15 protein-coding genes and 1 pseudogene are annotated in these 16,930 nt (G+C 57.6%); 8 read left to right on the forward strand and 8 right to left on the reverse strand.

Translation table 11 applies throughout. The features are described from left to right. Nucleotides 1-21 precede the first annotated feature (21 nt). A complete protein-coding gene (locus ALO43_RS13255; RefSeq protein WP_054997650.1) occupies nt 22-453 on the reverse strand; it encodes a GNAT family N-acetyltransferase in 432 nt (143 codons plus the stop codon). A 408-nt stretch (nt 454-861) separates the two neighbouring features. Here ALO43_RS13255 and katG point away from each other — a divergent pair, with 408 nt between their 5' ends. Further along, complete coding sequence (katG, locus tag ALO43_RS13260) at nt 862-3,132, forward strand: catalase/peroxidase HPI (RefSeq protein ID WP_054997674.1); 2,271 nt, start codon at nt 862-864, stop codon at nt 3,130-3,132. Nucleotides 3,133-3,254: 122 nt separating this feature from the next. On the opposite strand, the gene ALO43_RS13265 is transcribed toward katG, so the two are convergent. Together ALO43_RS13265 and nhaA are read right to left on the reverse strand one after the other, a co-directional pair. Beyond that, complete coding sequence (locus ALO43_RS13265; RefSeq protein WP_005888920.1) at nt 3,255-3,557, reverse strand: hypothetical protein; 303 nt, start codon at nt 3,555-3,557, stop codon at nt 3,255-3,257. Between the two features lie 378 nt (nt 3,558-3,935). Continuing rightward, nucleotides 3,936-5,114 carry a Na+/H+ antiporter NhaA gene (gene nhaA, locus ALO43_RS13270; protein WP_005888918.1) on the reverse strand — a complete coding sequence of 393 codons (1,179 nt, stop codon included), beginning with the start codon at nt 5,112-5,114 and terminating at the stop codon, nt 3,936-3,938. A gap of 232 nt (nt 5,115-5,346) precedes the next feature. On the opposite strand from nhaA, the gene ALO43_RS13275 reads away from it, so the two are divergent. The 4 genes and pseudogenes from ALO43_RS13275 (at nt 5,347) to ALO43_RS13285 (ending at nt 8,903) form a co-directional block, all read left to right on the forward strand. Next, nucleotides 5,347-6,351: a proline iminopeptidase-family hydrolase gene (locus ALO43_RS13275; protein ID WP_005888916.1), complete on the forward strand. Its 1,005-nt coding sequence runs from the start codon at nt 5,347-5,349 to the stop codon at nt 6,349-6,351. Between the two features lie 197 nt (nt 6,352-6,548). Further along, nucleotides 6,549-7,319 (forward strand): annotated as a pseudogene (locus ALO43_RS32095) (MCP four helix bundle domain-containing protein); the annotation flags it as partial. Between the two features lie 66 nt (nt 7,320-7,385). Then, nucleotides 7,386-8,174, forward strand: coding sequence for a methyl-accepting chemotaxis protein (locus ALO43_RS32100; RefSeq protein ID WP_371906437.1), 789 nt, complete (start codon nt 7,386-7,388; stop codon nt 8,172-8,174). 228 nt (nt 8,175-8,402) lie between these two features. After that, entirely contained in the window at nt 8,403-8,903 is a 501-nt protein-coding gene (locus ALO43_RS13285) for a GAF domain-containing protein (protein ID WP_053480157.1), read from the forward strand. A 12-nt stretch (nt 8,904-8,915) separates the two neighbouring features. Here ALO43_RS13285 and ALO43_RS13290 read toward each other — a convergent pair whose 3' ends face one another. Continuing rightward, complete coding sequence (locus ALO43_RS13290) at nt 8,916-9,371, reverse strand: GNAT family N-acetyltransferase (RefSeq protein WP_024670918.1); 456 nt, start codon at nt 9,369-9,371, stop codon at nt 8,916-8,918. A gap of 315 nt (nt 9,372-9,686) precedes the next feature. Between ALO43_RS13290 and ALO43_RS13295 the strand changes: the two genes are divergently transcribed. The 3 genes from ALO43_RS13295 (at nt 9,687) to ALO43_RS31470 (ending at nt 12,793) form a co-directional block, all read left to right on the forward strand. Beyond that, nucleotides 9,687-11,510, forward strand: a complete 1,824-nt coding sequence (locus ALO43_RS13295) for a sensor domain-containing phosphodiesterase (protein WP_024690152.1) — start codon at nt 9,687-9,689, stop codon at nt 11,508-11,510. A gap of 91 nt (nt 11,511-11,601) precedes the next feature. Next, nucleotides 11,602-12,387, forward strand: a complete 786-nt coding sequence (locus ALO43_RS13300) for a sulfite exporter TauE/SafE family protein (protein ID WP_005888909.1) — start codon at nt 11,602-11,604, stop codon at nt 12,385-12,387. Nucleotides 12,388-12,589: 202 nt separating this feature from the next. Next, the gene (locus ALO43_RS31470) at nt 12,590-12,793 is read left to right on the forward strand and encodes a hypothetical protein (RefSeq protein WP_005888908.1); all 204 of its coding nucleotides are present in this window, start codon (nt 12,590-12,592) and stop codon (nt 12,791-12,793) included. A 262-nt stretch (nt 12,794-13,055) separates the two neighbouring features. Here the strand turns inward: ALO43_RS31470 and ALO43_RS13310 are convergent, their stop codons facing one another. The 4 genes from ALO43_RS13310 to ALO43_RS13325 all read right to left on the reverse strand — a co-directional run bounded on the left by ALO43_RS13310 (nt 13,056) and on the right by ALO43_RS13325 (nt 16,806). Further along, the gene (locus tag ALO43_RS13310) at nt 13,056-13,250 is read right to left on the reverse strand and encodes a hypothetical protein (protein WP_005888907.1); all 195 of its coding nucleotides are present in this window, start codon (nt 13,248-13,250) and stop codon (nt 13,056-13,058) included. Nucleotides 13,251-13,439: 189 nt separating this feature from the next. Then, nucleotides 13,440-13,679, reverse strand: a complete 240-nt coding sequence (locus ALO43_RS13315) for a PLD nuclease N-terminal domain-containing protein (protein ID WP_005888906.1) — start codon at nt 13,677-13,679, stop codon at nt 13,440-13,442. Between the two features lie 177 nt (nt 13,680-13,856). Then, complete coding sequence (gene garD / locus ALO43_RS13320) at nt 13,857-15,410, reverse strand: galactarate dehydratase (protein WP_024670917.1); 1,554 nt, start codon at nt 15,408-15,410, stop codon at nt 13,857-13,859. Between the two features lie 10 nt (nt 15,411-15,420). Continuing rightward, a complete protein-coding gene (locus ALO43_RS13325) occupies nt 15,421-16,806 on the reverse strand; it encodes an MFS transporter (RefSeq protein ID WP_053480161.1) in 1,386 nt (461 codons plus the stop codon). Nucleotides 16,807-16,930 lie beyond the last annotated feature (124 nt).

Here is a 16,930-nt window from a genome sequence, read left to right on the forward strand (position 1 = left end):
ATCCCAGAGAGAGCCCCCCCTTCAAACATCCCCCTCCCGCCGCACCATCGAATACCGATCAATATCTTCCCGCAACACCCAACCCTGCCCCGACCAGTACCGCCCAGCAGCCTCATTCGTCTTCATCACATCCAGATGGCACTTATAAATCCCGATGTTCTCCAGGCAACCAAGACACCGCTCAACCAACTCTTGGGCGATTCCCTGCCGCCTGTAATCAGGCAGCACAATCAAATGCTGCAGATACCCTCGGCGACCGTCGTGGCCACACATGACGCAGCCGCACAGAACGCCATCGGCTTCGGCGACAAAGCTCATGCCAGGGTTGCGCTCCAGATAGCGTGCGGTCGATTCGCGAGAGTCGGCTTCGCGGATCGAGATGCCGGGTGTGGTGCGCATGAATTCGATGACTGCGTTGTAGTCGTTCATCGTCATGGGGCGGATTGTGATCATTGGTAAATCCATTCTGCTGTCCGAACGGCCTCACAGGCTAGCAGATGGACTGGGCATTTCGATGACACCGCGCTATAGATCCGCCAGCACGACCCGTCTCTAAATCTCCCTATCACCCCCCAACGTTCTTTCTATTAGAAATATCCGCCAAGGAGGCTAATCTACAAGGCGTCGGCGGAGGCCGCACGGTTTTACCCTGATGAGGAGATAAGAATGAGCTCAGGTTTACTGCGCACGTTGTGGGCTCGCCTCGCGGCAATCTGATTATCGCCACGCGACGTATTTACAGAGTTGGCCTGATCGTTGATCGAACGGCCGATATGAACCCTGTGCTATGAGTTCTTTCAGTGTTGTTCAGGTCCCGAAGGACTGGATGACCGAATGAAAATGACCAAAGGTGTATCAAGCATGTCAACTGAATCGAAGTGCCCTTTCAACCATGCTGCCGGCGGCGGTACAACGAACCGTGACTGGTGGCCGAAGCAGCTGAATCTTAAGATTCTGCACCAGCACTCCCCGCTCTCTGACCCGATGGGTGAGAGCTTTGACTATGCGAAAGAATTCAAGAGTCTGGACTTTGAAGCGGTCAAACAGGACCTGCGCGATGTCATGACTCAGTCCCAGGACTGGTGGCCAGCTGACTTCGGCCATTATGGTCCGTTGTTCATTCGCATGGCCTGGCACAGCGCTGGCACTTACCGTACCGGTGACGGCCGTGGCGGTGCAGGTGCCGGTCAGCAGCGGTTTGCGCCGCTTAACAGCTGGCCTGACAACGTCAGCCTGGATAAAGCCCGTCGTCTGATCTGGCCGGTCAAACAGAAGTACGGCCGCAAGATTTCCTGGGCCGACCTGATCGTGCTCACCGGTAACGTGGCGCTGGAGTCGATGGGCTTCAAGACCTTCGGTTTCTCTGGTGGTCGCCCGGATGTCTGGGAGCCGGAAGAAGACGTTTACTGGGGTTCCGAAACCACTTGGCTGGGCGGCGAAGAGCGTTACGGCGCGCAGAAGAAAATGCAGCAGCCGGGCGACGGCACGCTGGTGGCCGAGCCGGAGAATCACCCTAACGAAGAAAGCCGTACCGCCAGCGGCGAACGGAATCTGGAAACCCCGCTGGCCGCAGTGCAGATGGGCTTGATCTACGTGAACCCGGAAGGCCCTGAAGGCGTTCCTGATCCGGTTGCTTCAGCGCGGGATATTCGTGAAACCTTCGGCCGCATGGCCATGAATGATGAAGAGACCGTGGCGCTGATTGCCGGTGGTCACGCGTTCGGCAAGACTCACGGTGCCGGCCCTGCCGACAACGTCGGTCCGGAGCCGGAAGCCGCAGGTCTTGAACAGCAAGGCTTTGGCTGGAGCAACAAGTTCGGTACGGGTAAAGGTGGTGACACCATCACCAGCGGCCTGGAAGTGACCTGGACCTCGACGCCCACCAAGTGGAGCAACGAGTACCTCGAAAACCTCTTCGGCTTCGAGTGGGAGCTAACCAAGAGCCCGGCGGGCGCACATCAGTGGACGCCGAAGAACGGCGCTGGCGCCGGCAAGATTCCGGATGCCCATGATCCGAGCAAACGTCATGCACCCAGTATGCTGACTTCTGACCTGGCGCTGCGTTTCGATCCGGCTTACGAGCAGATCTCCCGCCGCTTCCTGGCCAACCCGGAGCAACTGGCCGATGCATTTGCCCGCGCCTGGTTCAAGCTGACTCACCGCGACATGGGCCCACTCGCCCGCTACCTCGGTCCGGAAACACCGGCCGAAGAGCTGTTGTGGCAGGATCCGATTCCGGACGTTGATCATCCGTTGGTGGACGATCAGGATGTTGCCGCGCTCAAGAGCAAGATTCTTGCTTCGGGGCTGTCGGTGTCGCAGCTGGTTTCAACCGCATGGGCGGCAGCTTCCACCTTCCGCGGCTCTGACAAGCGCGGTGGTGCCAACGGCGGGCGTCTGCGTCTGGCGCCGCAGAAGGACTGGGCTGTGAATCAGCCTGCGCATTTGGCGAACGTGCTGAAGACACTCGAAGGTATTCAGAGCGAGTTCAACGGCGCTCAGTCGGGCGGCAAGAAGATTTCCATTGCTGACCTGATCGTTCTGGCCGGTAGTGCAGGCGTCGAACAGGCCGCTAAAAACGCTGGCCAGCACGTTTCGGTTCCGTTCACACCGGGCCGTGCCGATGCTTCTCAGGAGCAGACCGACGTAGAGTCGTTCAGCTTCCTGGAACCTGTTGCCGACGGTTTCCGCAACTATCAGAAGGGTCATTACAAGGTGTCGGCTGAGTCGCTGCTGGTCGACAAGGCACAACTGCTGACCCTGACTGCACCGGAAATGTCCGTGCTGTTGGGTGGCCTGCGGGTCTTGAATGCCAATGTCGGGCAAAGCAAACATGGCGTGTTCACTCACACTCCAGAAAGCCTGACCAACGACTTCTTCAAGAACCTGCTGGACATGGGCGTCGAGTGGAAAGCGACTTCGGGTGCCAACGACACCTTTGAAGCACGTGACCGCAAGACTGGCGAAGTGAAGTGGACCGGCACACGTGTCGATCTGGTCTTCGGCTCTCATGCTCAACTGCGTGCGATCTCCGAGGTGTATGGCAGCTCGGACGCGAACGAGAAGTTCGTCAAAGACTTCGTGGCCGCCTGGACCAAGGTGATGAACCTTGACCGTTTCGACCTCGCTTGATGCTTGGGTGATATACCGAGTGTAAAAAACGCCTCCCTTGTGGAGGCGTTTTTCTAGGCTTGCGCTTGCAACAGGGCCCTTATTGCTAATGCACCTTGGACCTTAAATGCCGAGAAAGAGGATTAATTTCCGAGTTTCTTTTGTGCATCCTGCTCTTGGTCAATACAGCCTGAAAGTATCTGATAGCTGCCACCGATTGACTGGGCAACCTGATCGCAATATTTCAATATTTTTGGCGTTGCGTTTTTGCCCGGTATAGCAGCTTTCGCATCGTTTTCCTGCTCACGACATCCGAGTTCGATTTGAGCGCTCCCACCTACAGAGTCGGCTACTTTTTTGCAGTACGTCTTTACGTTGTATTCCGCTGCGTACGTGAAAAAAGGCAAAGCACACAACAGTAAAGCCATCGGAATCTTTGAAGTCATAGCTGAATCCCTTCTTTAATAAAGACGTAAAATTGCCATCCTTAGATGGGTTATTGCAACAGGACGAGGTTTGCGATCACTCTGCGGTTCCGTTTTTTCAGTAGCGCGCAGATCGGGCGTGATAGCCAGCGTGGGTGATTCAAGGCCTTTCACACCGGATAATTGACCGCTTTGACCAGCAAGGCCTGTTTGCTCCAGCTGTATCGACGCTCAACCCATAAACATTAATAAACAGGATCCTATGACGGTCCCATTTTCCGGGGAACTCAGGGGTTGTGTGTAACGCGTGTGAACGAGAGTCTGCATAGTTTCAGACCCGCTTTCCAAGCTCATCTAGACTTTGCGTAAAGATAAGTGCTTGTTGCGCAACGCAGCGATTCACCCCCGCGCCCCAAACCTGCGCAACACCATCACCCCCAGCAACGCCGACAACACCGACCCGATCAGCACGCCCACCTTGACCTCATCCACCAGATCCGGAGCGCCTGGGAAGGCCAGTGCGCCGATGAACAGGCTCATGGTGAAACCGATACCGCACAGTGCCGAGACGCCGTATAGCTGGCCCCAGTTGCTACCGTCTGGCAGCCGGGCCAAACCGGCGCGGATGGCGAGAGCCGCCATTGCAAAGATGCCGACCTGTTTGCCGACCAGCAGCCCCAGTGCGACGCCAAGCGGCACCGGGTCTACCAGTTTGTCGGCGGTGATGCCTGACAGTGACACGCCAGCGTTGGCAAAGCCGAAGATCGGTACAACGGCGAACGCGACCCAGGGGTGCAGTTTTTCTTCAAGGTGCAGCAGCGGCGAAGTAGCTTCTTCATCGGGTTTGCCGAGCGGAATGCACAGTGCCAGCGCGACACCTGCGAGGGTGGCGTGAATACCGGACTGGAGCATGAAGAACCACAGCAGCGCGCCGATGATCAGGTAAGGCAGCAGCTTTTTCACACCCAGTCGATTAAGTGCAACCAGCGCGGCAATGCTGGCAAAAGCTGCCAGGAGCATGGGGATCGACAGGTCACTGGTATAGAACAGCGCGATGATCAGGACAGCACCGAGGTCATCGAGAATCGCCAGTGCCGACAGGAATATCTTGAGCGACAGGGGCACGCGCTTGCCAAGCAAGGACAACACGCCCAGCGCAAACGCTATGTCGGTCGCTGCCGGAATGGCCCAACCGCCGATGGTGTCTGGATGGCCCCAGTTGAATGCCACGTAGATCAATGCCGGAACCACCATGCCGCCCAGCGCGGCGAAGCCTGGCAATGCTCGCTGGCCCCACGATGCGAGCTGGCCCGCAAGCACTTCACGTTTGATTTCCAGCCCGACCAGCATGAAGAAAATCGCCATCAACCCGTCGTTGATCCAGTGCGCAACCGACAGCCCGGCGAATACCGCGTGCAGCGCCGCAAAGTAGCTGTCGGCCAGTGGCGAGTTGGCAACGATCAGGGCAGCCAGAGCAGCGCCCATCAGGACCAGCCCGCCAGCGGACTCAGCGGCGAAAAACCGCGTGATGAACGCCAGCGCGTTAGGGGATTCGTTATGAGGCGTGGGGGTGTGCATGAAGGCTCCGCGGGGTGTAGCGTAAAAAGGCAGCGACTTTACCACCCGCCGCCCTCGCCAATGCCCAGGTAAACCTGAGGATACAAATTAGCCGCTGGATGCACAGTGCTCCTGCCGCCAGCCAGGTGCGACAGCCGACCGGGCTCTCGGCCAAAACCTATCACTTCCTATAGTTACAAGATTTTCCCGCCCGCGCTATGGTGCCAGTAATTATCCAGCAGGGACCGGTGATATGGCATATATGCCGATAGAGGAAGGCTACGCGTCCTTTGGCGAATACAGGACCTGGTATCGCGTCACTGGCGATCGCCATACCGGTAGCACGCCGCTGGTCATCCTCCACGGCGGCCCTGGCTGTACACATGATTACGTCGATTCGTTCAAAGACATTGCCAGTACGGGCCGGACTGTCATCCATTACGATCAGTTGGGCAACGGACTCTCGACCCACCTACCCCACAAAGGCACAGCGTTCTGGACAGTCGATCTGTTTCTGAAAGAACTCGATAACCTGCTGGCGCACTTGAAAATCACTGACAATTACGTGCTGCTCGGCCAGTCCTGGGGCGGCATGCTGGCTTCGGAGCACGCTGTGCTCCAACCGCCAGGCCTGAAAGCACTTATCATCGCCAACTCGCCGGCGGATATGCATACCTGGGCCAGCGAAGCTAACCGGCTGCGCAAGGAATTGCCTGAGGCCGTGCAGACGGCGTTATCGCTTCATGAACAGGCTGGCACGCTGGACCATCCGGACTATCTGGCAGCCTCCGGGCTTTTCCACAAGCGCCATGTGTGTCGCGTGAAGCGCTGGCCGGACGAGGTGAAACGCACTTTCGAGCAGATCGACAAAGACCCGACCGTATATCACTCGATGAACGGGCCCACGGAGTTCCATGTCACCGGCACGTTGAAAGACTGGTCCATTGTCGACCGCCTGCCGCTCGTCAATGTCCCTGCCCTGTTGATTTCCGGTCGCCATGACGAAGCCACCTCGACGGTGGTCAGGCCTTACGTCAAAAAAATCCGCGGTATCGTCTGCAAAGTATTCGAGGATTCAAGCCACATGCCGCATGTGGAAGAACGTATCGCCTGCATGGGCTGTGTAGCGAACTTTCTGGATAACGTCGCCGACGCCAACCGGCGATCTGTCGCTCACGCGCAGACGGAAGAAGGGTTCATCGACAATAAAAAGCTGCCCCATAAAGAGCAAGGCAGTAAAAATAGAGTTAATACTTAAATCGAGAAGTGCAATCATCAGCATCTGAAACTATCAGCGCTGCGACCTCACAGTAACTCGTTACATCCAGCAACTTAACGCGAGCATGAAATAACTTTCATGGCGTTTTGATTAAAGCTCTATCAACTTCGGCAGAAAAACAGGCATAGGAAGGGGCTTTTCACCCCTCCGTCTGTTTTTAGCCGCTGGAGGCTGATATGAATCTCAGGTCGTTGAATATCTCGCGCAGAGCATCCTTATGCTTTGGCATCATCACCATGATCCTGATAGGCCTGGGCGTGTTTTCGTACATTCAGATCGGACACCTGCGTGCGGCAGAGCAGAACATCGAGGAGAACTCACTGCCCAGCGTTCAGGTCGTCGACGACATCCAGATCGCCCTGCTTCATGCTCGCCTGGAAAGCATCCGCATGCTGGCCAGCACCGACCCTACCGTACGAAGCACGGCGGCGAGCAGCGCCCGGGAAGCCATTGACACGCTGCAGGGGCGCAGTGAGTTCTACCGAAAGAATTTGATCTCCGACGAGCAGGACCGGGTGCAGTTCGAGGAGGCCCACAACAAGATGGACAATTACGTGGCCGGCGTGAAGCAGATAATCACGACCGACGCGACAGACCACGAAAAAGCCCTGTCTTTCGCCAACAACGAACAGGTTCAGCGAGCCAATGCCTATCAGGCCGACCTCAACACGCTGCGCGGTCGTAACGCAAAAGACGCCCAACGCTCAGGCGAGGACGCAACAGCGGTCTATAACCACAGCGTCAATGTGTTGGTGGCTGTCGTCATTGTTGCGTCGATCCTCACCGTATTCCTCGCCATTGCACTGACGCGCAGCATTGTTCGCCCGATCAGCGCTTCTCTGGAGCTAGCAGAAGACATTGCTGCGGGAGATCTGACCCGGCAACTGGAAGTCTCCGGCAAGGATGAGGCGGCCCGGCTGATGACCTCGCTGAACACGATGTCGAGCAACCTGCGCGATACCATCCGGCAAATTTCCGGCGCGTCCGCTCAACTGAGCACTGCCGCCGTCGAGATGACCTCGATTACCGAAAGCGCCGACCGCACATTGCAGCAACAGAACAGCGAAATTGAACAGGCCGCAACTGCGGTAAATGAAATGAGCGCCGCCGTAGAAGAGGTCGCTCGCAACGCCACGTCAACGTCTGCGGCGGCTCAGCAGTCCAGTGTTTCCGCCGATCTGGGCAACCAGCGTGTCGCCGAAACCCTGACCGCCATGCAGAACCTGACCGGGCTGGTAGAGGGCTCTTCCGCACAGGTCACGGCCCTTGCGGGCCAGGCGCAGGACATCAGCAAAGTGCTGGGCGTGATTCGCGGGATTGCCGAGCAGACCAACCTGCTGGCACTCAACGCCGCCATTGAAGCCGCGCGTGCAGGCGAACAGGGCCGCGGGTTTGCCGTGGTGGCGGATGAAGTGCGCGCACTGGCGCATCGCACACAGACTTCCACTCAGGAAGTGGAACAGATGATTTCGGCGATACAGGCTGGCTCGTCCGCCACGGTCGAATCCATGCAAAAGAGCACTCTTGAGGTACACAACACGCGCAAAACGGCTGAAGACGCCGGGCAGTCGTTGCGGCAGATCACCGATTCGGTATTGGAGATCAACAACCGCAACCTGCAAATCGCCACGGCGTCCGAACAACAGGCGCATGTGGCAAGAGATGTGGACAGAAGCCTGATCAGTATCCGTAACCTGGCCGTGCAAAGCAGCGAGGGCACACGCCAGACACTGGAAGCCAGTAACGAGCTTTCGGAACTGGCGGTAAATCTGAACGATTTAGTATTGCGATTCAAAACCTGATGCGCTTGTTTTGACAGTGGCGACAACGGCACCCGACAAGTAAGGCCTTGTTTGGGTGGTCGCGCTGAGAACGTACTGAAAGTTGATAACCGATCGTGACGTACGTGGACCAAGATAGTTATGTAAGCCTTGATCAGATATGGCACGATCACACCCTGCACAAAATCGGCATGCGCCAGGCGTACTGCCAAGGTTGCGTGAGTGCTTTTATGACCAGGGTGACGCATTTTGAACAACAACCTGACTTCGGCAGAGCTGGCAGTCATCAGTGAAATCGAAGCCACTTCCAGCCTTCTGCGGCTGGTAACCCGGCTGACCGGGCTGAGATTCGCGGCTATTGCAAAAGTGACCGACAGCAGCTGGACCGCGTGTGCGGTGTATGACGAGATCCAGTTTGGACTGGAACCCGGCCATCAGCTCAAACTGGAAACAACGCTCTGCAACGAGTTGCGTCAGCACAGAAAGCCTATCGTGATCAACGAACTGGCCACTGATGCGGTTTACTCCGCGCACCCGGTGCCGAAACTCTACGGGTTTCAGAGCTACTTTTCGTTGCCGATCATTTTTCCCAACGGAGACTTCTTCGGCACGCTGTGCGGCCTGGACACGCTGCCCGCGCAGCTCGACGATCACGATACGCTCGACACCCTGAAAGTGTTCTGCACGTTGATCGGCAGCACGCTGTATGCCCACTACCAGCTACAGGAAATCCAGGAACTGACCACCTGACCCTTCGTTGCCTCAGCTGTGCAGGTGCCGCGCCATGATCAAGGTGCGTTCTTCGTCCTCAATGTGCTCGCGCACAACCTTGAAGCCCAGAGCGGCGTAGAACCCCTGCGCGGTCACTGACGACGGCACCACCAGCCGCTCTTCGCCCGCGCCACGGGCCACGCGCTCAATCTGCTCCATCAACAACCGGCCCACCCCGCGCCGATGCCAGTCGGGGTCCACGAATACCGAGCGAACGGCATGGCCGTCCAGGCTCGCCGTTCCGACAATCATGGCTCCTGCCACTGCCACAAACATCTGGCGTTGCCTCATCAGTGCACAAAGCGCAGAAGCACTGAAGCTCTGCGCGACACGCTCGATTACGTCGGCCGAGTAATCCCTGGCATTGCTGGTGTGCAAGGCTGCAAATACCACTCGACTGATGACCTCGGCATCTGCCTCGCAGGCGGGCCGGATCTGGACATTCATATGAAGCGCTCCATGACTGACGATCACTGAGCTTATTTCGGACTGCAAAAGCCTGCAAATCCCAAAGACAGCGCCCGGTGCAATACACGAGATTCGAAGGTTTTCCTGACAAGCCGACGAATGGCACCACGCGCAAAACCCCGAGAAATATGAAGCTGCATCCTTTATCTATCTGCCCCATAGAGCGATTACGCTAAAAAATAAGTGGCCGCTGCCGATTAACTGGCATCTCGCGCCCGTGGTCGAAATCTTTTCTCCTGCTAAAGTGCGTTTCGTGATGTCAAATAGGCATCACCGCACACCCTTGAGAATCTTATGAACGCCAGCGCCCCTATCCCGTTTAATGAATCGCAACGTCTGTTGCGCATACGGGAGCTGTGCGTGCTCGACGATACGTCAGACGACGTACTCGATGAGATCGTGGCGATGACTGCCGAGTTTTTTCAGGCACCTATCTCGCTGGTCTCCATCGTCGACGAGAATCGCCAGTGGTTTCGCGCCAGGGTTGGCCTGAAACCACGGGAAACGCCGCGTAATGTGTCGTTCTGCGCCTATACGATCCTTTCCGACGTCCCGTTTGAAGTTCCTGACGCAACCATTGACGAGCGTTTCGTGAACAATGGCCTGGTCACCGGCCACCCGGATATCCGCTACTACGCTGGCGCGCCGCTGATCACCGACGACGGCCTTGCGCTGGGCAGTCTGTGCGTGATCGACACCAAACCGCGCGAGCCGATGAGCGAGCATCAAATGCTGATGCTCAAGCGCTTCGCCTCGCTGGTCATGAAACGCATCGTCAGCCTGCGACTCAGCTGCTTCATCGATCAGCCTACCGGCCTGTACAACCGCTCGCGCCTGCAGGAAGACATCCATCAGGCGCTAGCCTCGACTCTCGATTATCAGTTGGTTGCGGTGGACATGATCACCTCCGCGTTCCTGAATGACATCGTCAAGGCATTGGGCTACAGCTTCTCCCAAGACCTGGTGACAGCGATCAAGGGCCGCCTGGAGGCTTTGCTGCCGCCGACCTGTCCGCTGTACAAAGTCAGCCCTACCCGCTTCGGTTTTCTGCTGCCTGGCGATCAGGTGCCTGATTACCTGCTGCGCATCATTATTGAAGATTTCCAGACCCCCGTTGAATGCCGAGGCATTCCCGTGCAGATGCAGGTGGGCCTGGGCGTCGTGACGCTGAGTCGCGACGCGGCCGAAGAGCAGGACTGGATGCGCATGGTCATCAGCGCCGCCGATGACGCGCGTGATCGCAACCTCGGCTGGGCAATGTACGAGCCGCATTTCGATGCCGCGCAACAACGCGCCTTCAAATTGCTCAGCTCATTGACCACTGCTGTGCATGCCGACAATCAATTGCGTCTGGTCTACCAGCCGCGCATTGATCTGGCGTCCGGTCTCTGCACATCGGTAGAAGCCTTGCTGCGCTGGAATCATCCGACACTCGGCCCCATTGGCCCGGCCGAGTTCGTGCCGCTGGCCGAAAAGACCGCCCTGATGCGCCCGCTGAGCCTGTGGGTGCTCAAGACCGCAATCGAGCAGGCCGCGCAATGGCAGCAGAAGGGGTTCGACTTCCGCATTGCGATCAACGTCAGCCCGGCAGACCTCTCCGGCCCTGCGTTTACCGACCGGATGATTCGCCTGCTGAGCCAGCACAAGATCGACCCCACGCGCTTTGAACTTGAGTTCACCGAAGGGGCGCTGATGCAGAACCCGGCGGAAGTGCGCCACCAATTGGAACGCATGCGTCAGATGGGCATGGACGTGGCAATCGATGACTTCGGCACTGGCTATAGCAACTGGAGCTACCTGCGCCAGTTGCCCGCGACCACGGTCAAGCTCGACCAGTCGCTGATTCGTAACCTGGCGTCCGACAAGACCGATCAACGCTTGGTCAAAGCCTTGATCGGTCTCGCCAAGAAGCTGGGTTATTGCGTAGTCGCCGAAGGCATCGAGACAGATGATATCCGGCGCCTGGTCAAACAGTGGGGTTGCGACGAAGGCCAGGGCTACCTGATTGCCAAACCGATGGAAGCCGACGCACTGCTGAAATGGATTGGCCCTACTCGGCGTCTGCAAAGCGTTGCCGAAGCCGCTGAGGCCGCTGTCATCCGTGACAAACGGTTATAACCTTAGACCACATCTTCATAACCGTTTCAGGCATAAGCCGTTATGCTGCCCGCCACTTTTTACCTGATGCGTTTGCTTGACAGGGTTGGATATGGAAGCGGGTGGTCTGGGGTTTGTAGTTGCAGGGCTGGTAGTCGGTTTTATCGTGGGCATGACCGGAGTCGGTGGCGGCTCGCTGATGACGCCGATTCTGTTGTGGTTTGGCATCAACCCGGCCACAGCGGTAGGCACGGATCTGCTGTACGCGGCGATTACCAAATCCGGCGGGGTGCTGGTCCATCGCAAAAATGACAACATCGACTGGAAGGTCACAGGTCTGCTGACAATGGGCAGTGTGCCTGCGGTGCTGTTGACGCTGTGGTTCCTGAGCACCTTGCATGCTGCACCCGAAGCCCTGAATGCAATCATCAAGCAGGCGTTGGGCTATGTGCTGCTCCTCACTGCCCTTGCCGTCCTCTTCAAGAAAAAACTGTTGGCGTTCGCTCATGGTCGCGGCGACGGCCACTCGTTTTTCAGCGGCACCAGCCTGACGGTCCTGACTGTCATCACCGGCCTGATCCTCGGCACCATGGTGGCGCTGACCTCCATCGGTGCGGGCGCGCTGGGCACTGTCGCCTTGTTCATCCTCTATCCGCTGCTGCCTACCCGGCGTCTGGTGGGCACTGAAATCGCCCACGCGGTTCCGCTCACGCTGGTTGCAGGCCTGGGCCACGCCAGCATGGGCAACATGAACTGGGCATTGCTGGGCTGGCTGCTGATGGGCTCGTTACCCGGCATTTATCTAGGCAGCCATATGGCAGGCCGGATTTCCGACGATATCTTGCGGCCCTTCCTGGCAATCATGCTGGGCATGATCGGCTTCAAACTGGCGTTCTGACCCTCCCCCATCAGCCTGTCACATTTTTGCGTCAGGCTGCGCGCATGCAAACAACGTCAGGATCTGTTGCGCGAGGCTTACATTCATCGGGAAGTGTAATTTTTTGTAGCCCCGCACAGGTTTTCGGCGCAGGATTTTGTCGGTCTGCTTTCACGCCGATGACCCGGCACAGATTTACCCTCGCTAACAGGAGATGCCAGCAATGCTTATCCGAATTGAAGAAGGTGTATACGGGGCTGATTGGGTTGTAAAACTTGATGATTACCCGGTCAAGTGCAGGAGTTGGCAGGAAGCCAGAGAATTTGCAGATCGCATGAAATCCAGAATCGATGCGCCTCACTCGTTGCCCCACATGGCACATCGGGTGATGCCTGCTGAAAGAACCGCAAGAGCGATGGCCCGCTAAGTCCCCGCGTCTCGTCCAGGCAACAGCCAGGACCCGCCACCAAACAGCGTTATCACACAGCTGACAACGCTGTTTTATCCAGATGGCATCTTTTTTTCAAACTGAAAGACTTCTCATTTCCATGACATCCGTTTCACATCCTCTTCACGTCTGGATGGGTAAATTGACCCCACTCCTTTGATGAATCCCATTTGGCCCACCCTGTTGTGGGCCATTTTTTTGCCTGCAGAAAAGTAAGGCCATCTAGCGGCTTGTGCGTGATTTATTCGCCCTGCACAGTCGCGGAGCGGGTGGCGCTCACAGTCGTGCTGCTGAGTACACCAACGCTCAACTCGGCCAGACGATCGCTGCCGGTGCCACTGGCAACACCGCTGTTCCAGCTTGCCGTCACTGTCGCCATCCAGCCCAGCACAATCAGTGCAACCGCCTGCAACGCCCACTTGGTAATGATAGACATGCGCTCTCTCCTTTTCGGGTCTGAATGGCGAGCATATGAACACCTCACCATGTCAGAAGAATTGCAGAGATTTGAATTTTTGCCAGCTGGCGACTCATCTTTATGATGACAGCTGCCCGGCGGGAGAGAATCAGGGGCGTATAAACAACAATGCCCCGCAGCAAGGCGGGGCATTTCTGGAAGACGGGGTTAATACTTTGTACTTTGCTGCTCAGGTCGCGCAGGGGTGTCGACAAGGCGCGGTCCCGCAATGACGAGTGCCAGCACGCCCAGGACAGGCACAGCGATGACAACGATGATCCACATCAGCTTGTTGCTGGATTCAGTCTTGCTTTTGCGAATGCGCATGACCGCCCAAATGTCTGAAATCACGACCAACGCAGTCAGCGCCGCAAACAGCCATAAATGATTTTCCGATATCCAACCCATTTGAAATCTCCTGCACCTTCAACGAAGGCAGCCAGACCGGCCGCCCTTACTGTAGAAGAGGCCTGAAAGTGCCTTAAAGTTCAGAGAATCTTTTGGATCGGACCTTTACGCAGCATTGGACGGACGCCGCCCCACTAGAGTGAGAGCGACGTCCGTAGCGTTCTGCGTAACAGACTGTCAGGTAATAGGCGCAGGGTTGAACAGGGTGATGTCGTTGTGCAGCCGGTAGTGCTCGGTCCAGGTCTTCTTCTTGCCGCTGGCCACGTCCAGGTAGAAGTGAAACAGCTCCCAGCCCAAGTCCTCGATGCTTGCGCGCCCGGTGGCGATACGGCCAGCGTCGATATCGATCAGGTCAGGCCAGCGCTGAGCCAGTTCGGTGCGGGTCGAGACCTTCACCACGGGAGCCATCGCCAGGCCGTAAGGCGTGCCGCGCCCTGTCGTGAACACATGCAGGTTCATTCCGGCAGCCAGTTGCAGCGTGCCGCAAACGAAGTCGCTGGCGGGTGTGGCACAGAAGATCAAGCCTTTGCCACTGACCCGTTCGCCCGGCCCCAGCACGCCGTTGATGGCGCTGCTGCCGGATTTGACGATGGACCCGAGAGACTTCTCGACAATGTTCGACAATCCGCCCTTCTTGTTGCCCGGCGTGGTGTTGGCGCTGCGATCGGCTTCGCCCTTGGCCAGGTAACGGTCGTACCAATCCATTTCGCGAACCAGTGCTTGCGCGACTTCTTGATCCTGCGCGCGGGATGTCAGCAGATAGATAGCATCGCGCACCTCGGTCACTTCGGAAAACATCACCGTCGCCCCTGCGCGCAGCAGCAGGTCCGAGGCATAACCCAGAGCCGGGTTGGCAGTGATGCCGGAAAACGCATCGCTGCCGCCGCACTGCATGCCCAGGATCAGCTCCGAAGCCGGAACAGTCTCGCGCCGGCGCAGGTCCAGTTTCTTCAAGCGTGTCTCGGCCAGCTCCATGATCTGCTCGATCATCTCGTTGAAGCCGTGGCTGGAGTCCTGAAGCCGGTACAGCCAGGGTTCGCTCAGGTCCACCGAGCTGTCGCCTTCATGCATGACCTGCCCGGCCTGCAGCTTCTCGCAGCCCAGGCTGATCACCAGCGCCTCGCCACCCAGGTTCGGGTTGCGTGCCAGATTGCGCACGGTCCGGATCGGGATATAAGCATCAGTGGCTGTGATCGCAACGCCGCAACCGTAGCTGTGGGTCAGGGCCACCACGTCATCGACATTCGGATACTTGGGCAACAGTTCGTCACGGATGCGCTTGACCGCATGATCCAGCACGCCGGTCACACATTGCACCGTGGTGGTGATCCCCAGAATGTTGCGGGTGCCCACCGTGCCGTCGGCATTTCGGTAGCCCTCGAAGGTGTAACCCTCCAGCGGCGCCTGTTTTTCCGGCACTGCATCAGACATTGGCAGGCTGTCGAGCGCGGGCGCGGATGGCATGCGTAACTGGTCTTCCCTGACCCAGCTGCCACGCGGTATCGGTTGCAGCGCGTAACCGATGGTATGGCCGTAACGAATGATCGCCTCGCCTGTTGCCAGGTCAACGGTGCTGACCTTGTGGCTCTGCGGCACGTTGTCGACCGTCACCAGCCCGTTATCGAACTCGGTGCCGGCTGGCACGCCCTGATCGTTGACCACGACCACGACGTTATCCAGCGGATGCAGCCGGATGTAACGCGGAGAATCGGCATGTTGAATCAGGTTCATCACGGTTTCCTCAGGATTTTGCTTCGGAAAGGTCGCTGATCGAGTCGTTCAGCGATGGCCCCTTGGCAGGCGGCTCTTTCAATTCCACACGCTTTATTTCGCCCACGATGAAAATGTAACTGATCACCGCAACCAGCGCGTTGGCGCCCACGAACACCAGTGCCCATTTGAACGAGCCGGTGCTGCTGATGATGTAACCAATCACGATCGGGGTGGTGATCGATGCAACGTTACCAAAGGTGTTGAACAGGCCACCGCTCAAACCGGCAATCTGCTTGGGCGAAACATCGGACATGACCGCCCAGCCCAGCGCACCGACGCCTTTACCGAAGAAGGCCAGCGCCATGAAGCCCACGACCACCCATTCGACATCGACATAGTTGCAGGTCACGATCGAGGTAGACAGCAACAGGCCGCCGATGATCGGCGCTTTGCGGGCGAAGGTCAGCGAGTGGCCCTTGCGCAGCAGGTAGTCGGAAATGATCCCGCCCAATACCCCGCCAATGAAGCCGCAAATGGCCGGCAAGGAGGCAATCATGCCAGCCTTGAGAATGGTCATGCCGCGCTCCTGAACCAGGTACACCGGGAACCAAGTCAGGAAGAAGTAGGTGATGCCGTTGATGCAGTACTGGCTCAGGTAGATGCCGAGCATCATGCGGTTGGTCAGCAACTGACGGATGTAGTCCCATTTGGGGCCACTGCTGGCTGTTTTCTGTGTGCTCTTGCCTTTGTCCTGATCAAGATCGACCAGCGCACCGTTGTTCGATATGTGCTCGAACTCGGCCTCGTTGATCATCGGGTGGTTACGCGGGCCGTAGATGACCTTCATCCAGACCATCGAGAACACGATACCGAATGCGCCCATGACCACAAATACGTGCTGCCAGCCGTAGGTGTAAACGATCCAGCCCATCAGCGGTGCGAACAGCACAGTCGCGAAGTACTGCGCCGAGTTGAAGATCGCCGAGGCCGTGCCGCGTTCGGCGGTCGGGAACCAGGCTGCCACAATGCGTGCGTTGCCCGGAAAGGAAGGTGCTTCAGCCAGACCGACGAGAAAGCGCAACATGAACAGCGCGACGATTGCCGTGGAGACGCCGAACTCGCCCACGTAGCCTTGCAGCAGGGTGAACAGCGACCAGGTGAAAATGCTCATGGCGTAGACTTTTTTCGACCCGAACCGGTCGAGCAGCCAGCCACCAGGGATCTGACCGGCCACGTAGGCCCAGCCAAATGCGGAGAAGATATAGCCCAGAGTGACAGCACTGATGCCGAGGTCTTTCTGGATGCTGGAACCAGCGATAGCGATGGTGGCGCGGTCGGCGTAGTTGATCGTGGTGACAAGAAACAGCATCAACAGGATCAAATAGCGGACGTGCGTCGGCTTGGACTTTTGCATCGTAGAGCTCCCACTGATTATTTTTTTACGCGGGTAAAGCTGTTTTGGGGTGTAGCGTTACAGGCCCCTTGGCAGTGTCACGGCGACGACATCTACCACCTGTAAGGGTCATGCGCGGCAACGA

Source organism: Pseudomonas tremae (assembly GCF_001401155.1).
In the GTDB taxonomy this organism is placed as follows: Bacteria; Pseudomonadota; Gammaproteobacteria; order Pseudomonadales; family Pseudomonadaceae; genus Aquipseudomonas; species Aquipseudomonas tremae.

Bases quoted from the DNA above. Each gene is read 5' to 3' on its own strand.
- ALO43_RS13295 (WP_024690152.1), top strand. From the start codon at position 9,687: ATGAACGCCAGCGCCCCTATCCCGTTTAATGAATCGCAACGTCTGTTG.
- ALO43_RS13255 (WP_054997650.1), bottom strand. From the start codon at position 453: ATGATCACAATCCGCCCCATGACGATGAACGACTACAACGCAGTCATC.
- ALO43_RS31470 (WP_005888908.1), top strand. From the start codon at position 12,590: ATGCTTATCCGAATTGAAGAAGGTGTATACGGGGCTGATTGGGTTGTA.
- ALO43_RS13315 (WP_005888906.1), bottom strand. From the start codon at position 13,679: ATGGGTTGGATATCGGAAAATCATTTATGGCTGTTTGCGGCGCTGACT.
- ALO43_RS13310 (WP_005888907.1), bottom strand. From the start codon at position 13,250: ATGTCTATCATTACCAAGTGGGCGTTGCAGGCGGTTGCACTGATTGTG.
- ALO43_RS13325 (WP_053480161.1), bottom strand. From the start codon at position 16,806: ATGCAAAAGTCCAAGCCGACGCACGTCCGCTATTTGATCCTGTTGATG.
- ALO43_RS13300 (WP_005888909.1), top strand. From the start codon at position 11,602: ATGGAAGCGGGTGGTCTGGGGTTTGTAGTTGCAGGGCTGGTAGTCGGT.
- ALO43_RS32100 (WP_371906437.1), top strand. From the start codon at position 7,386: ATGACCTCGATTACCGAAAGCGCCGACCGCACATTGCAGCAACAGAAC.
- ALO43_RS13275 (WP_005888916.1), top strand. From the start codon at position 5,347: ATGGCATATATGCCGATAGAGGAAGGCTACGCGTCCTTTGGCGAATAC.
- garD (WP_024670917.1), bottom strand. From the start codon at position 15,410: ATGAACCTGATTCAACATGCCGATTCTCCGCGTTACATCCGGCTGCAT.
- nhaA (WP_005888918.1), bottom strand. From the start codon at position 5,114: ATGCACACCCCCACGCCTCATAACGAATCCCCTAACGCGCTGGCGTTC.
- katG (WP_054997674.1), top strand. From the start codon at position 862: ATGTCAACTGAATCGAAGTGCCCTTTCAACCATGCTGCCGGCGGCGGT.
- ALO43_RS13290 (WP_024670918.1), bottom strand. From the start codon at position 9,371: ATGAATGTCCAGATCCGGCCCGCCTGCGAGGCAGATGCCGAGGTCATC.
- ALO43_RS13265 (WP_005888920.1), bottom strand. From the start codon at position 3,557: ATGACTTCAAAGATTCCGATGGCTTTACTGTTGTGTGCTTTGCCTTTT.